Annotated in this window: 14 protein-coding genes and 1 tRNA gene; 7 read left to right on the top strand and 8 right to left on the bottom strand. The window is 53.3% G+C overall.

The genetic code is table 11. The annotated features are described in order from the left end of the window. Positions 1 to 56: 56 nt before the first annotated feature. Positions 57 to 2,771 carry a bifunctional acetate--CoA ligase family protein/GNAT family N-acetyltransferase gene (locus NYR02_RS11900; RefSeq protein WP_260976575.1) on the bottom strand — a complete coding sequence of 905 codons (2,715 nt, stop codon included), beginning with the start codon at positions 2,769 to 2,771 and terminating at the stop codon, positions 57 to 59. An 81-nt stretch (positions 2,772 to 2,852) separates the two neighbouring features. Between NYR02_RS11900 and NYR02_RS11895 the strand changes: the two genes are divergently transcribed. Together NYR02_RS11895 and NYR02_RS11890 are read left to right on the top strand one after the other, a co-directional pair. Further along, positions 2,853 to 3,779: a histone deacetylase family protein gene (locus tag NYR02_RS11895; protein ID WP_260976574.1), complete on the top strand. Its 927-nt coding sequence runs from the start codon at positions 2,853 to 2,855 to the stop codon at positions 3,777 to 3,779. A gap of 112 nt (positions 3,780 to 3,891) precedes the next feature. After that, complete coding sequence (locus NYR02_RS11890) at positions 3,892 to 4,038, top strand: hypothetical protein (protein WP_260976573.1); 147 nt, start codon at positions 3,892 to 3,894, stop codon at positions 4,036 to 4,038. Between the two features lie 51 nt (positions 4,039 to 4,089). On the opposite strand, the gene NYR02_RS11885 is transcribed toward NYR02_RS11890, so the two are convergent. After that, positions 4,090 to 4,179, bottom strand: a tRNA-Ser gene (locus tag NYR02_RS11885). A gap of 143 nt (positions 4,180 to 4,322) precedes the next feature. Here NYR02_RS11885 and tusD point away from each other — a divergent pair. Genes tusD through NYR02_RS11860 form a run of 5 tightly spaced genes read left to right on the top strand, consistent with a single transcriptional unit; the run spans position 4,323 to position 6,656 of the window. After that, positions 4,323 to 4,712, top strand: coding sequence for a sulfurtransferase complex subunit TusD (tusD, locus tag NYR02_RS11880; RefSeq protein ID WP_260976572.1), 390 nt, complete (start codon positions 4,323 to 4,325; stop codon positions 4,710 to 4,712). Between the two features lie 6 nt (positions 4,713 to 4,718). Next, positions 4,719 to 5,066 carry a DsrE family protein gene (locus tag NYR02_RS11875; RefSeq protein WP_260976571.1) on the top strand — a complete coding sequence of 116 codons (348 nt, stop codon included), beginning with the start codon at positions 4,719 to 4,721 and terminating at the stop codon, positions 5,064 to 5,066. 1 nt (position 5,067) lies between these two features. Continuing rightward, the gene (locus NYR02_RS11870) at positions 5,068 to 5,358 is read left to right on the top strand and encodes a DsrH/TusB family sulfur metabolism protein (RefSeq protein WP_260976570.1); all 291 of its coding nucleotides are present in this window, start codon (positions 5,068 to 5,070) and stop codon (positions 5,356 to 5,358) included. 3 nt (positions 5,359 to 5,361) lie between these two features. Further along, positions 5,362 to 5,676 carry a TusE/DsrC/DsvC family sulfur relay protein gene (locus NYR02_RS11865; protein WP_260976569.1) on the top strand — a complete coding sequence of 105 codons (315 nt, stop codon included), beginning with the start codon at positions 5,362 to 5,364 and terminating at the stop codon, positions 5,674 to 5,676. Further along, positions 5,673 to 6,656 (top strand): glycosyl transferase family protein, encoded by a 984-nt coding sequence (locus tag NYR02_RS11860; protein WP_260976568.1) that lies wholly within the window; start codon positions 5,673 to 5,675, stop codon positions 6,654 to 6,656. Before NYR02_RS11865 ends, NYR02_RS11860 begins: the two co-directional genes overlap by 4 nt. Positions 6,657 to 6,741: 85 nt before the next feature. Here the strand turns inward: NYR02_RS11860 and NYR02_RS11855 are convergent, their stop codons facing one another. The 6 genes from NYR02_RS11855 to lolA all read right to left on the bottom strand — a co-directional run bounded on the left by NYR02_RS11855 (position 6,742) and on the right by lolA (position 13,482). Beyond that, a complete protein-coding gene (locus tag NYR02_RS11855; RefSeq protein WP_260976567.1) occupies positions 6,742 to 8,361 on the bottom strand; it encodes a methyl-accepting chemotaxis protein in 1,620 nt (539 codons plus the stop codon). Positions 8,362 to 8,482: 121 nt separating this feature from the next. Continuing rightward, positions 8,483 to 9,853 carry a siroheme synthase CysG gene (cysG, locus tag NYR02_RS11850; RefSeq protein ID WP_260976566.1) on the bottom strand — a complete coding sequence of 457 codons (1,371 nt, stop codon included), beginning with the start codon at positions 9,851 to 9,853 and terminating at the stop codon, positions 8,483 to 8,485. Next, positions 9,850 to 11,124 carry a serine--tRNA ligase gene (gene serS / locus NYR02_RS11845; protein ID WP_260976565.1) on the bottom strand — a complete coding sequence of 425 codons (1,275 nt, stop codon included), beginning with the start codon at positions 11,122 to 11,124 and terminating at the stop codon, positions 9,850 to 9,852. Before serS ends, cysG begins: the two co-directional genes overlap by 4 nt. A gap of 6 nt (positions 11,125 to 11,130) precedes the next feature. Further along, positions 11,131 to 11,505: a fluoride efflux transporter CrcB gene (gene crcB, locus NYR02_RS11840; RefSeq protein ID WP_260976564.1), complete on the bottom strand. Its 375-nt coding sequence runs from the start codon at positions 11,503 to 11,505 to the stop codon at positions 11,131 to 11,133. Then, positions 11,502 to 12,836 (bottom strand): replication-associated recombination protein A, encoded by a 1,335-nt coding sequence (locus tag NYR02_RS11835; protein ID WP_260976563.1) that lies wholly within the window; start codon positions 12,834 to 12,836, stop codon positions 11,502 to 11,504. The genes crcB and NYR02_RS11835 overlap by 4 nt, the downstream gene beginning before the upstream one ends. Beyond that, positions 12,826 to 13,482 carry an outer membrane lipoprotein periplasmic chaperone LolA gene (lolA, locus tag NYR02_RS11830; RefSeq protein WP_260976562.1) on the bottom strand — a complete coding sequence of 219 codons (657 nt, stop codon included), beginning with the start codon at positions 13,480 to 13,482 and terminating at the stop codon, positions 12,826 to 12,828. Before lolA ends, NYR02_RS11835 begins: the two co-directional genes overlap by 11 nt. Positions 13,483 to 13,503 lie beyond the last annotated feature (21 nt).

The raw sequence follows: 13,503 nt of genomic DNA, 5'->3' as shown, positions 1-13,503 counted from the left end.
GCGTTGCAGTGCTTCATGGCACTGTCGTTGTTATTTGCGCGAATATAACAAACCGTTCACAGAGGGTACATTCGTTTTCTCTGCCAGGCGTACTTCAGCGGGTTAAGATTTTTACCCACCTCCACCACGCCTTCATCCATATTGTGGTGCGCACTGAAGCCAAGGCGCTCGGCCAGTTTCAGCATGCCGCCATTATGCGGCAGCACCGTACCAAAAATCTGCAATACGCCACGATCTGTGAGGTAGCCAATAATGCCCTGCATCAGGCGCAGCCCCAGCCCTTCTCCGCGGCAGTTATCATCGATGATGACCGAGAATTCAGCCGCTACGTCATCCGCATCAAGATACACCCGCACAACGCCATACAACTCGCCTTCGCGCAATGCAACAAAGGCCATTTCGCGGTCATAATCGATCTGGGTGAAACGCGCCAGCTCACGGTGATCAAACTGGCGGCGCGCCGAAAAGAAACGCAGACGCAGAGACTCCGGGCTTAAGCGCTGATAAAAACGCTCAAGGGCCGGCTCATCTTCGGCACGGATAGGCCGCACATCATAAGCATGGCCATTGCGGCTTTCGTAATGGCTTTCCAGTTCTTTCGGGTACGGCATAATCGCACTTTTGGCGGCATGACCGACCTCTCCGGCAACGCCGATGATCATGTAACGCCCAACCTGACGACGTATGGCATTCACCTCCAGACCGGCCATCCAGGGGTGGTTTAACGCCATGTGCGACAGCGCAACCAGCCAGCGCTCCAGTGTGACCAGTTCGCGCTCTATATTATCAGAACGTTCATTCAGCACTTCATAGAAATGACTGCGTTTAATCAGTTTTTCCGCCAGGTTGGCATTCAGCGGCGGCAAGGCAACCTGGCGATCCACCAGAATGTCCGCTGTTGAACCACCACCCCCAAAGAACAGATACGGGCCGATTTCAGCATCACGACCAATCCCGAATGAAAACTGCAGGTTATCCAGCGCCCGGTGCATGGTCTGCAGGGTGTAACCCAGAACCGGGCTATTGGGGAAGGCGACCGCAATTTTGCTTTCCAGATCTTCTGCGGCGTTCGTGACATCTTCAATGGTCTTCAGCTCGCGCGCGACCGAACGCAGACGCTCACGCGGATTGTTGCCATAAGCAAAAGGATAGAGGTAGTCGCGGTGATGAACGCGCAACACCCAGGGGCCTTTCACCTCTTCCGCCACCGCCAGTAATTCTGACAAGGAAGAGCGGTAGCGGTTTTCTGCGCAGGAGAAGCCATAAGCATTCAGCAGATCCCAGACCTGCCCCGGCAGCAGATAATCCCCCGGACGATGGACCGCCAGAATGGCTTTATCGACTTCGGTATGTACCGAGGAAATCGGAATTTCCAGGCTCTCCGGTGTCTCGCGCAACAAATCCTGGGTGCGCTGATGCTGCACCATATACATGTAGGACTTGATCGCATTGTCCGGGGTATCGAAGGTTGGAATGCCGTGCTGATCAAAACATTCACGCGCCGTTTCTACCGAATACTCACCCATCCAGCTGGTGAGCACACTTTTGTTGCTGTTCTGAGCAATTTTCACCAGGGTTTCGGCATTGGCCAGCGGGTCTGATCCCAGGCTCGGAATGTAAATAACCAGCAGCGCATCGACCTGCCGGTCACGCAGCAGCGTATTGGCGACAGCCGCCAATTGCTGTGGCTTTAATTCCGGATTGAGCAGTACCGGATTATCAGTTTTAACGTATTCCGGCAGCAGGCTGCGCAAATGGGTGCGGGTGTCTTCTGACAAAGTCGCCAGTCGCCCCTTATCGTGCAACAGGCGATCCATCGCCAGAATGGCCGGGCCACGGCCATTGGCAATGATGGCCAGTCGCGGACCAAAACTTTCGCGGCGACGACTCAGCGCATCCACGCAGTCGAACAACTCATCGGTCGCCGATACGCGCAATACACCGGCACGGGCCAGAGTCTCATCCACCAACGCATCACGGGAACGCAAACCTTTCGGGCTGGCAATACGGTTTAAAGGATTTTCCTGGAAGCGATTACTCTTAACCGCCAGCACCAGCTTGTGCCGCGAAGCCGCACGCAATGCACGAATGAGTGCTTTGCCGGAGCCGATTTCATCCAGCTGAATCAGCAGCGTACGCACCTGCGGTTCCTGCACGATATAGTCGATCAGGTCTGGCAGCGTCACATCCTGGCTCTTGCCCAGAGTAAGCACATGAGAAAAGCCAATATTGCGGCTGAAAGCCCAATCCATGACGCCCGAGGCCAACGTTCCCGACTGGCCGACATAAGCAATATGGCCGCTGCGAACAGGTACATGCAGGAAGCTGGCGTTCAGTTTGCGTCCGGGAATCACCATGCCCAGGCAATCCGGGCCGAGTATGCGCATGCGGGTCTGCTGGATAACCTGATTCAGGCGATCCGAAGACGGACGGAACTGCCAGGAACGGGTACGGGCAATACCGCCCGTTAACAGCATTGCCGCGCCGACATTCTTACTGTGAAGCTGCTTGATAATTTTCGGTACGCTTTCCGCCGGCGTACAAATAATGGCCAGATCAACCGCCCCCTCCAGCTGGCCAATGCGCGCCAGCGCCGGGATGCCATACACTTCTTTATAGCCCCGCGAGTTCACCGGGATGATGACACCGGGGTATTCGCCATTGACCAGATTGCGCACAATCGCGCCGCCAAGACTGCCTACCCGCTCAGATGCACCGATGACAGCAATGGATTTTGGTTGAAAAAATAACTCGAGAGAGCGGGTTCCCATAAGGAATGATCCTTAAGTTTAGTTGGCGTAGACACAGGCCCTATATACACTGGGCAAACAAAAAGACAAAAACTACCTTATATGACCACTGCCTACTACTCCTTCCAGCAGCATTTCGAGCATGACACCGGTGACGAACATCCGGAGCATGCCATGCGGATTCTGGCGATCGAACAACAGCTCAAGTCGCGCGGACTGTGGGATCAACTGACCATCGTCGATGGCCAAACCGCGCACAAGCCCGATATTTTACGCGCCCACAGCCCTGGCTATTTCGAGCAATTGCAGTTGATTCAGCCCAAACAGGGTCATATTTATGTCGACGAGGATACACCAATGTCCTCCGGCAGCCTTGACGCAGCTCTCTATTCCGTCGGCACCAGTACACTCGCACTGGATGACATTATGAGCGGCAAATATGACAACGCGTTTGTTTCCGTGCGCCCGCCCGGCCATCATGCCGAACATCGCAAAAGCATGGGCTTCTGTTTTTTTAACAACGTTGCTATTACCGCTTTGCGCGCCGCCGAAGCCCACCATGCACAGCGTGTTGCGATTCTGGATTTTGACGCACACCAGGGAAATGGCACGGTCGATATTCTTAAAAACGACCCGCGTTTTTTAATCTGTTCAAGTTTTCAGCATCCCTTTTACCCCTACTCTCATTATCAGGTCGATAAGTACAGTAATCTGATCAATGTTCACCTGAATGCTGGCGCAGGCAGTGAGGAGTTCCGCAGCAAGGTCGAAGAATTATGGGCGCCTGCCCTGCGCGGTTTTGCACCTGAAGTCATTATTGTTTCTGCCGGCTTTGATGCCCACCGTGACGACCCGATGGCCGAGCTTTGTCTGCTGGACGATGATTACCGCTGGATCGGCCGCTGGATTCAGGATTATGCACAGTCACGCAATATCCCGTGGGTGGCCATTCTGGAAGGTGGGTACAACCTGAATGCTCTGGGGCGCTCGGTATCTGAGTTTATCGGCGAAATGATGCGCACACAGTAAAGATACACCCTGCTGCGATTACTCAGCGAAACAGAATACGCACACAACTACAACATCACCGACATTCAACCTGGGCCATTCTTACTGCAGATAACAGCCGTGGAATGCCCTCATGTTAATTAAGCGCCCTACCTCACATCAGGACGATGTATCGGTCTCACCGGTGTTACTGACCAGAATTTATCAAGCCGAATGGCTGGCCATTACTTTGGTGGCCGGTTGCAGCATTTACCTGCTGATTCAGGCCATTCACTCCTGAGCAAATCCCAGATATAAAAAAAGCCAGCGCAAGCGCTGGCTTTTTAGTGTTTGGCGGAGGGATAGGGATTCGAACCCTAGATAGGGATTAACCTATGCCGGTTTTCAAGACCGGTGCTTTTAACCGCTCAGCCATCCCTCCAAACAGTGCGCGTATAATACTTAACTAGAATTTCGGGTCAATACTTTTTTTTATAAATCAACACGATAGCGGGAAACGCGTCGCCGACTTTGCATTAGCGGCGCAGCCGATTACCATAGCATCAACCTTTCCGGATCGACGCTATGGCCACTTTTTCACTACTTCTGACACAGAGTCCTTTTTCCGGGGCATCTCATATTCTGGCGCAGGATTTTGCCCGCAGTCTGCTGGCTCAGGGACACAAGCTACAGCGCGTCTTTTTTTATCAAGATGCAGTGTTTGCCGCTCTGAGTACGCAAAACCCTGCTCAGGGACAATCCGCGGTCAGTCAGCAATGGCAATCTTTGGCCACCGAGTATGGTTTCCCGCTTCAGGTTTGTATTGCCAACGCATTACGTCGCGGAGTAACCGATAATGCCGAGCAACAGCGCTATAACCTGCCGGCCAGCACGCTGGCTGCAGGGTTTGAACTGGCCGGTCTGGGCGAGATGGCTGAAGCCACTCTCGACTCCGATCGCATCATTGATTTCTGAGGCATTATGAGCACTGTTTGCATCATTATCCGCAGCGCGCCCGGCGCCGACCCTGAGGCTTTAGAGATGGCAATGGCGCTGGCTGCCTTTGAACATAAGGTCAGCCTGATCTTTCAGGGAGCCGGCATATTCTGGTTACTGAAGGCACAAGAGCCGCGCAAAGCCGGTGGTAAGTCACCAGCCAAATACATCAGTGCCCTGCCAATGTACGACTGCGATGCACTCTGCTATATCGAAGACGATTTACAGACGCTCAATCTTCAGCCGTCATTGCTGAGCAATCTCGCCACACCGGTCAGCGCCAGCGACGTGCCTGAATTGCTGAACAATGCCCAACACTGCCTGAGTTTTTAATATGACCCTGCATCTGGTATTGACCAGCCAAACCACCGCACTGAAGCAACTTGAACGCATGCTGGCCCCGGCAGACAGTCTGGTCTTTATTGGTGACGGCGCGTATGCCCTGCAGCTGCTGACCAGCAATAACTGGAGTCACCAAAACCGCTGCTACTTCCGTACAACCGATGCCCGACAACGCGGCCTGGCGGATAGCCTGCAGGACAATATCGGTGCGATCGCCATAGATGATAAAAAGTGGGTCGAGCTGTGCCTTAGCCATCCCCGCACACTGAGCTGGAAGCCGTAACCGATGAACGATTTACAACTCGACAATGACGGTTTTCTGCAGAATCTGGACGACTGGTCTGAGGACGTCGCAGCTGAGCTGGCACGACGCGAAGGCCTATTGCTCACGCCGGAGCATTGGGAAATCATCTGGGCGTTACGCGACTTTTACCAACAGTTTGATCTCGCCCCCGCAATGCGTCCGCTGGCAAAGCATCTGAAACAAACACTAGGAGCTGAAAAATCCGGCAGCATCTATCTGCTGACTTTATTCCCCGGCAGTCCGGCCAAAATTGCCGCCAAAATTGCCGGATTACCCCGCCCGGAGAATTGCCTGTGACGTCACAACATACGCTGACTGACTACGTTCGCATTCTGGCCCGGGGTAAAAACGCCAGCCGCAGCATGACCCATGAGGAAGCCCTGTTTACCATGCGCACAATGCTCGCCGGTGATTACGAGCCCGAACAGCTGGGCGCTATTTTTATGCTGATGCGGGTTAAAGAAGAGAGTCCGGAGGAGTTGGCGGGCTTCGCGGCAGCCATTAATGAGCTATGGCCCGCTGACATTGCAGCAGATCTGATTTGGCCCAGCTATGCAGGCAAACGCCGACAGCCTTTCTGGTGCTTCCTGTCGGCGTTACTGCTCACCCAGATGGGATATCGCATTCTTTTTCACGGTACAGAATCCCATACCGCCGGCCGGCTTTATTCAGCCGAGGTGTTTGCTCATTTTAATGTACCGATTGCCACCACCATGGCCGACCTGAACTCCTTGTCGGCGAGCAGCCCTTTATTGTACCTGCCCTGTGCAGTACTTAATCCGCAACTGCAACGCTGGCTGTCGTTAAAATCCATTTTAGGCGTGCGCTCCCCCATTAACACCGTGATGAAAACCATTGCTCCGCCTGGAATTCCCAGCGTTCAGGGCGTATTTCATCCGAACTACGCCTTCACCCATATCGATGCCGCCAGACTTAACCAAACAGATGCAGTGGTCATCAAAGGTGAAGGGGGCGAATTCGAAGTGAATCCCGAACGGGACTGCATCGTCCGGACATTGCTCAATGGTATAGCCGGTGAAATTCGTATTCCAAAGCTGGCTTCTCATATTGACGACAAACCTCAGGAAATCAGCATTCACTGGCTGGAACAGATCTGGAGCGGTGCGACACAAAATACGTACGCCACTGCTGCCATCGTTCATACCGCAGCGCTGGCTCTCTGTGCAATTGAAAAAAACAACGATATTGAAGCATCACTGCAGCGTTGCTCCGAGGCCTGGAACAGCAGACTCCCGCTGACAACAGAACTCAAATAGCCGAAGCTTTTCCCTACGCAGTTCTGATGAAAAATAAAAAAGCCGGCAATAGATGCCGGCTTTTTATTGCCAATCAATTCGGACATTAAACCTTAAACTGTCCGGTAATACGTTGCAGGGTATGCGCGATTTCAGTCAGCGAGCGACTGGCCGCGGCGACTTTTTGCATGCTGGCCATGGCTGTGGCCGATGTATCTTTAATACCCATAACGTTGTCTTTGATGCTGTGCGCAGCCTGTTCCTGCCGATCCGTTGCCGAGGCTATCTGGCTATTCATGGCGGTAATCGATTCGACCTTGCTGGTAATGGCCTGCAGGCTTTCGTCCGTTTTGGCGGCCTGACTGACACTGGTTTTTGCGCGATCTTTACTGGAGCTCATAACATCAACCGCGGAACGCGCGGCTGATTGCAGTTCTTCAATAACCGCCTGAATTTCCTGAGTCGAATCCTGAGTGCGCGAAGCGAGTGTACGAACCTCATCGGCTACCACGGCAAAGCCACGTCCCTGCTCACCCGCCCGGGCCGCTTCAATGGCTGCATTCAGTGCCAGCAGATTGGTCTGTTCGGCGATACCTTTAATCACATCCAGAATGCTGCCTACGTTTGCCGTATCGGCTTCCAGTTTGCGGATAACCTCGCTGGCCCGCTCAACTTCTCCGGCCAGAGCATTAATACTTTTTACCGTATCATTCACGATCGTGCGGCCTTCTTTCGCTGCCTGATCGGCTTCACGTGCCGCCTGGGCCGCAGAACTGGCATTGGTCGAAACATCCTTAACACTTGCAACCATTTCATCGACGACAAAAGAGACTTCTTCGGTCGCCCGGTTTTGCTGCTCAGTGATTTGGGACGTTTCTGAGGTGAGACTTCCCAGATCATTGGATACGCCACTCAGCGGTCTGGTGGTCGCCACCACCTCACCAATACTGCTGTGCAGCTTATCGATGAATTGATTGAACCAGTCCACTACCTCACCGATTTCATCATTGGAAGATTTGCTGATGCGTTGTGTCAGATCGCCCTCACCGGAGGCGATATCCTTTAACGACATCAGCAAACTGTTAACGGCGGTGTTAATAGAATTACTGGTACTCCAGGCAACGAACGCCAGAAACACCAGCGTGACGAGCGTCACCACCAGACCGATAGACAACGCGTTCTGTGCTGCTTCATTTGATTTCGCTACGGTGTCATTAAAAGCCTGCAGTCCATCCTCACTGTACTGCTGCATGAGCTTGCGTGCTGCAACAAGCGCCTTATTCATCGTATTGATCGATGAAGACATCGCCGATGGTTCAAGGGTGCCATCAATCATGCCTGCAGAGAGCTTTTTAGCTGCGGTAAAGTAAGCGTTAAACGCATCGCGGGTGAGCTGCACTTCGCCGGCACGCTCAGGCCAGATGGTTTCAAGCTTTGCCAAAGCGTCCGTTACTTCTTTTCTGACTTTCTCGGCGGCATTAACAAAGTCCATTTCACCGGTACTGACGGCAGTAGAGAATAACTCTTCAAGACGGGATAAGCGTACGAGGTTGGCCTTGGAGATTTCGACCACGGGGAAGAATGTTTTCTGAATGGTTTGCAGCCGCTCGGAGTTCGCCGTATTCATATTGGTATTCACCAAAATACTGACGATAAAACCAATAACCGCCACGCCAGCCAGCGACAGAATTTTAGTTTTAATACTCAAAGAATTAAGAAGACTCATTACTCAGACCCAGTAGTTACAACCATTAGTCCAAGCATAGTGCATATTTTAAAGTCTGCCGCTTAACGAAAACGGCAGATTTATGCAGGAAAACAACCGCATAGCATTCACTGTGCGGGGCTTAGCGCCACTTTAATTGTTCGTGCAGACTGACCACCGAACCGACGATCGTCAGTGTGGGTGCCTGAATGGAACGTCCGGCAATGTAGTCCGGCATATCGTTCAGCGTACTGACGTGCACGCGCTGATCCGGCAACGTTCCTTTCTCCACCAAGGCCACCGGCGTCTCCGTATCCATACCAGCAGCAATCAGCTGTTCACAAATATGCGGCAAGCCCGTCAGCCCCATATAGATAACCAGAGTCTGCCCCGGATGCACCAGTTCCTGCCAGGGCAGATCGCAGGTGCCATTTTTTAAATGACCGGTAACAAAGCGCACGCTTTGCGCATGATCGCGATGCGTCAGCGGAATACCGGCGTAGGCCGCACAACCACTGGCGGCAGTAATGCCCGGCACCACCTGAAACGGCATGCCAGCGGCCGCCAGCTCTTCAATTTCTTCACCGCCGCGACCAAAAATAAACGGATCACCGCCCTTCAGGCGTAAGACCTTTTTGCCCGCTCGGGCGGCATTGACCAGCAGCTGATTAATACCTTCCTGTGGTACCGAATGATCACTTTTTGCTTTCCCTACGTAAAAGCGTTCAGCATCCGGATGAATCAGATCAAGAATCAGCGGATTCACCAGACGATCGTAGAACACGATATCGGCACTCTGAATCAACCTCAGCGCACGAAACGTCAGCAAATCCGGATCACCGGGGCCTGCGCCAACCAGATACACTTCACCAGATTGAATCGTATTCCCGGCCAGTAACGCATCGGTGACCGCCTGAGCACGCTCAGCCTGACGAGCCAGAATCAGCTCCGGTGCCAGACTGCCAATCCAGCGCCGCCAGAATCCGGCACGTAATGGTGCAGTAAGCTGCTGTTTTACCTGTTCACGCAGGCGCTCAGCAAAGGCCCCGAGATCGCGATATTCCTGTGGCAGAAATGCCTCCAGGCGCTGACGTACATGACGGGTCAGCGCCGGAGAAGCACCACTGGTAGAAACGCTCACGAGCAGCGGCGAACGATCAATTACCGCCGGAAAAATAAAATCATTATCTTCGGTGTCGTCACAGCGGCAGACAAAACAACCCGACTGGCGGGCATTAACAGCAAGCTGCGCATTCAATGCCGAATCATCCGTTGCCAGAACCACGAAGGCTCCTGCCGTAAAAGACTCTTCCGCTGTGGCCGGACGCAATTCAATACGAAGAAGAGGATGGCTCTGACAGGCGACGATATCAACGTGCAGCGTGGGTGCAATGAGATAAACCTGAGCACCGGCTTTAAGCAAAGCCAGCAACTTACGGGCAGCGACCTGGCCGCCACCCACAAGAACAAAAGGCCGTACATTGCCCCGCAGCACCAGGGGCAGGTTCATCATGCGCGAATAACTTCCAGGCCGCGCATATAAGGGCGCAGCGCTTCAGGCACGACAATACCGCCGTCTTCCTGCTGATAATTTTCCAATACCGCGACCATAGTGCGGCCAACGGCCAGACCAGAGCCATTAAGGGTATGCAGCAGCTCAGGTTTACCGGTTTCCGGGTTACGCCAGCGGGCTTGCATACGACGCGCCTGATAATCACCGAAGGTGCTGCAGGAAGAGATTTCACGGTATTTCTGCTGCCCCGGCAGCCAGACTTCCAGATCGTAGGTTTTGGCCGCAGAGAAGCCAAGATCACCACCACACAGGATGACTTTGCGATATGGCAGATTCAGCTTCTGCAGAATGGCTTCTGCGTGCCCGGTGAGTTCTTCCAGCGCGGCATCAGAATCCTGTGGGCGGACAAACTGCACCAGTTCGACTTTATCGAACTGATGCTGGCGAATCATACCGCGGGTGTCGCGACCATAGCTGCCGGCTTCACTGCGGAAACACGGGGTATGCGCCACTTTTTTAATGGGTAAAGTCTTGTCGGTTACACTGTCACGCAGCAAATTGGTGACCGGTACTTCGGCCGTCGGGATCAGATAAAAATCTTTTTCTCCGGGCACTTTGAACAGGTCTTCTTCGAATTTTGGCAGCTGACCGGTACCTTCCAGGGCCTGGCGATTCACCAGGTACGGGACGTAAGTTTCTTCGTAGCCATGCTCTTCACTGTGCGTATCGAGCATAAACTGCGTGATAGCTCGATGCAGGCGCGCCATCGCACCACTCATGGCCACAAAACGCGAACCTGCAACCAGTGCGCCGTCGTCAAAACTCAGTCCCAACGGCTCGCCCAGATCCACGTGGTCTTTAGCGGCAAAGCTGAAAGCAACGGGTTCGCCCCAGCTCAGCACTTCAATGTTATCGCTCTCGTCAGCGCCGAACGGTACTTCGTTATGCGGCACGTTCGGAATGCTCATCAGCAGCTCACGCAGGCTGTGTTCTGCCTGCTTGGCAGCGTGTTCCGCTTCGCCGATGTCAGAATCAATACTGCCCATAACCTGGGCTTTGGCATCTTCCGGTGACATTCCCTGACCGATTAAAGCGCCAATTTGTTTGGACGCTTTTTTCTTCTCAGCCTGCAGGGATTGAGCGCTGGTCAGCGCGGCTTTGCGCGCATCGTCCAGGCGGGTGAATTCGGCTTCATCAAACATAAAGCCTTTCTTGGCCAGGGCTGCTTTCACCTGATCCAGATTGTCGCGAATAAACTTAACGTCCAGCATTGTTTCTTATACCAAGGATTTAGATAACCACATGCCTGCGGCAGTCGCCAACAGACAGCCTGTAACACTGAAGCCGACATAGCCGGCCATCGCCAGCCAGCGCTCCTGCTGCAACAGTGCAATACTTTCTAATGAAAACGTAGAGAAGGTGGTAAAGGCGCCGAGAAAGCCAATCATCGCCAATTGCTTGTGATAATCGCCTCCCCACTGCTGTTCTACCAGCCATACATAGGCCATGCCAATGGCGAAGGAGCCTAGCAGGTTCACTGTTAAGGTGCCATAGGGAAAGGGCTTGTCCAGCCAGCGGAACACCGCAGTTGCAACCAGATAACGGGAGATCGCGCCCAGAGCGCCACCAATACCAATCCAGAGGTAAGTCATTCGTTTTCTCCTGCCCCGGACTGCGGATAACGCTGCAGAACCGACTGTTGATTCTGTTGTTGCAAATGTTCCAGTTTCTGCCGGATTTTACTTTCCAGGCCGCGATTAACCGGCGCATAAAGCCGGGTATCTTTAATCTCCGGCGGAAAGTAATTCTCGCCTGCGGCAAAGGCATCCGGCTCGTCATGGGCATAGCGGTATTCCGCACCGTAATCGAGCTGTTTCATCAATTTGGTCGGTGCATTTCGCAGATGCAGCGGCACTTCGTAACTGGGTTGTGAGGCGATCATCGCCCGCACTTTATTAAAGGCCTTATACACGGCATTACTTTTAGGCGCACAGGCCAGATACGTAACCGCCTGGGCGATGGCCAGCTCACCTTCCGGCGAACCGAGGCGTTCCTGCACATCCCAGGCATTGACACAGAGTGTCAGCGCGCGCGGATCGGCATTGCCAATATCTTCACTGGCCATACGCACCACCCGGCGGGCGATATACAACGGATCGCAGCCACCATCCAGCATGCGGGCAAACCAATACAGCGCCGCATCCGGATCCGAGCCACGCACCGATTTATGCAGTGCGGAAATCTGATCGTAAAAAGCTTCGCCGCCTTTATCAAATCGCCGCGCCTGATTGCCCAGCAATTCTTTAACAACCGCCACGCTGAGTTCATCATCGCCGCTGAGTTGCAACGCGAATTCGAGCATATTCAAAGCACGTCGCGCATCACCATCGGCGACATCGGCGATCATCTGCAACGCTTCTGTACTGGCTCGCGGCGCAGGATCAAGCTGCGCAATCCCCTGTTGCAAAATCTGCTGCAACTGCTCTGCGCTCAGGCTTTTTAAAACATAAACCTGAGCACGGGACAGCAAGGCATTATTTAATTCAAACGAAGGATTTTCCGTGGTCGCGCCAACAAAGATAAAAGTGCCGTCTTCAACATAAGGCAGAAAAGCATCCTGCTGTGATTTATTGAAGCGATGCACCTCGTCGATAAACAGAACCGTTTTACGGCCACTGGCACGGGTTTGTTGCGCCCGCTGTACCGCTTCGCGAATTTCTTTTACGCCTGACATGACTGCACTGAGAGCCAGGAAAGAGGCATCGACATATTGGGCAATCAGGCGTGCCAGTGTGGTTTTACCCACCCCCGGCGGCCCCCAGAAAATAACAGAATGCAGCTGTCCGGCATCGAGTGACTTGCGCAACGGTGTACCCGGACCGATAACATGCTCCTGGCCGATGTAATGTTCCAGCCGCTGCGGACGTAAGCGTGAAGCCAGAGGTTCGTAGGCCGGCGTACTGCCAAACAGGTCAGATGCCATGACGTCCGTCGATTACGTCCACGCCTTCCGGTACATCAAAAATAAAGGCTGCCGGATCAACACTGCTATTGATGCTGGCATCTGAGAAAATAATTTCAGTCACCTGACCGGCCGCATCAAAAATCATCATGCGTTTCAGGCTTTTTCCCTGATAATGAAATTCCAGAGATTCAAACAGCTGGCTTGGATCTTTGGGCACCAGCTGGAAAATGGTTTCACTGCCAGCCACTTCCTGCTCAACGACAAAGCTTTTTTCAACATCAACGGCACTGCCACTCAACAACAAGGCCGGTGTCTCCTGTACGCGCTGATCCATATCGCGAATGGTCACCTGCTCCAGATCCATGTCGTAAATCCAGATCAGTTTGCCATCAGAAACGACCAGCTGCTCAAAGGGAGTATTCGTCTGCCAGCGCATTTTGCCAGGCTTTGCCACCGTCAGGCTGCCACTCATTTGTTGCAGAATACGACCAGACGTATCGCGGGTGGTTTGCACAAACGTCGATTCAAGACTTTGCAGTTGTTTCAGGCGCAGCAGAAAATCCGCCAGGGCATTATTGGATGCCTGAGAATAAGTCGACATACCAACCAGCAGCGCAGCGGCAAAAGCCAGCAAGAATTTGCGGGAAAATACGGATAAACACACGCCTGTTACCTTTCCGTTTGC

Source organism: Thalassolituus pacificus (genome assembly GCF_025318105.1).
GTDB lineage: Bacteria > Pseudomonadota > Gammaproteobacteria > Pseudomonadales > Oceanobacteraceae > Venatoribacter > Venatoribacter pacificus.
The sequence above is the reverse complement of the archived record's forward strand: the minus strand, read 5'-3'. Positions and strand labels throughout refer to the sequence as shown.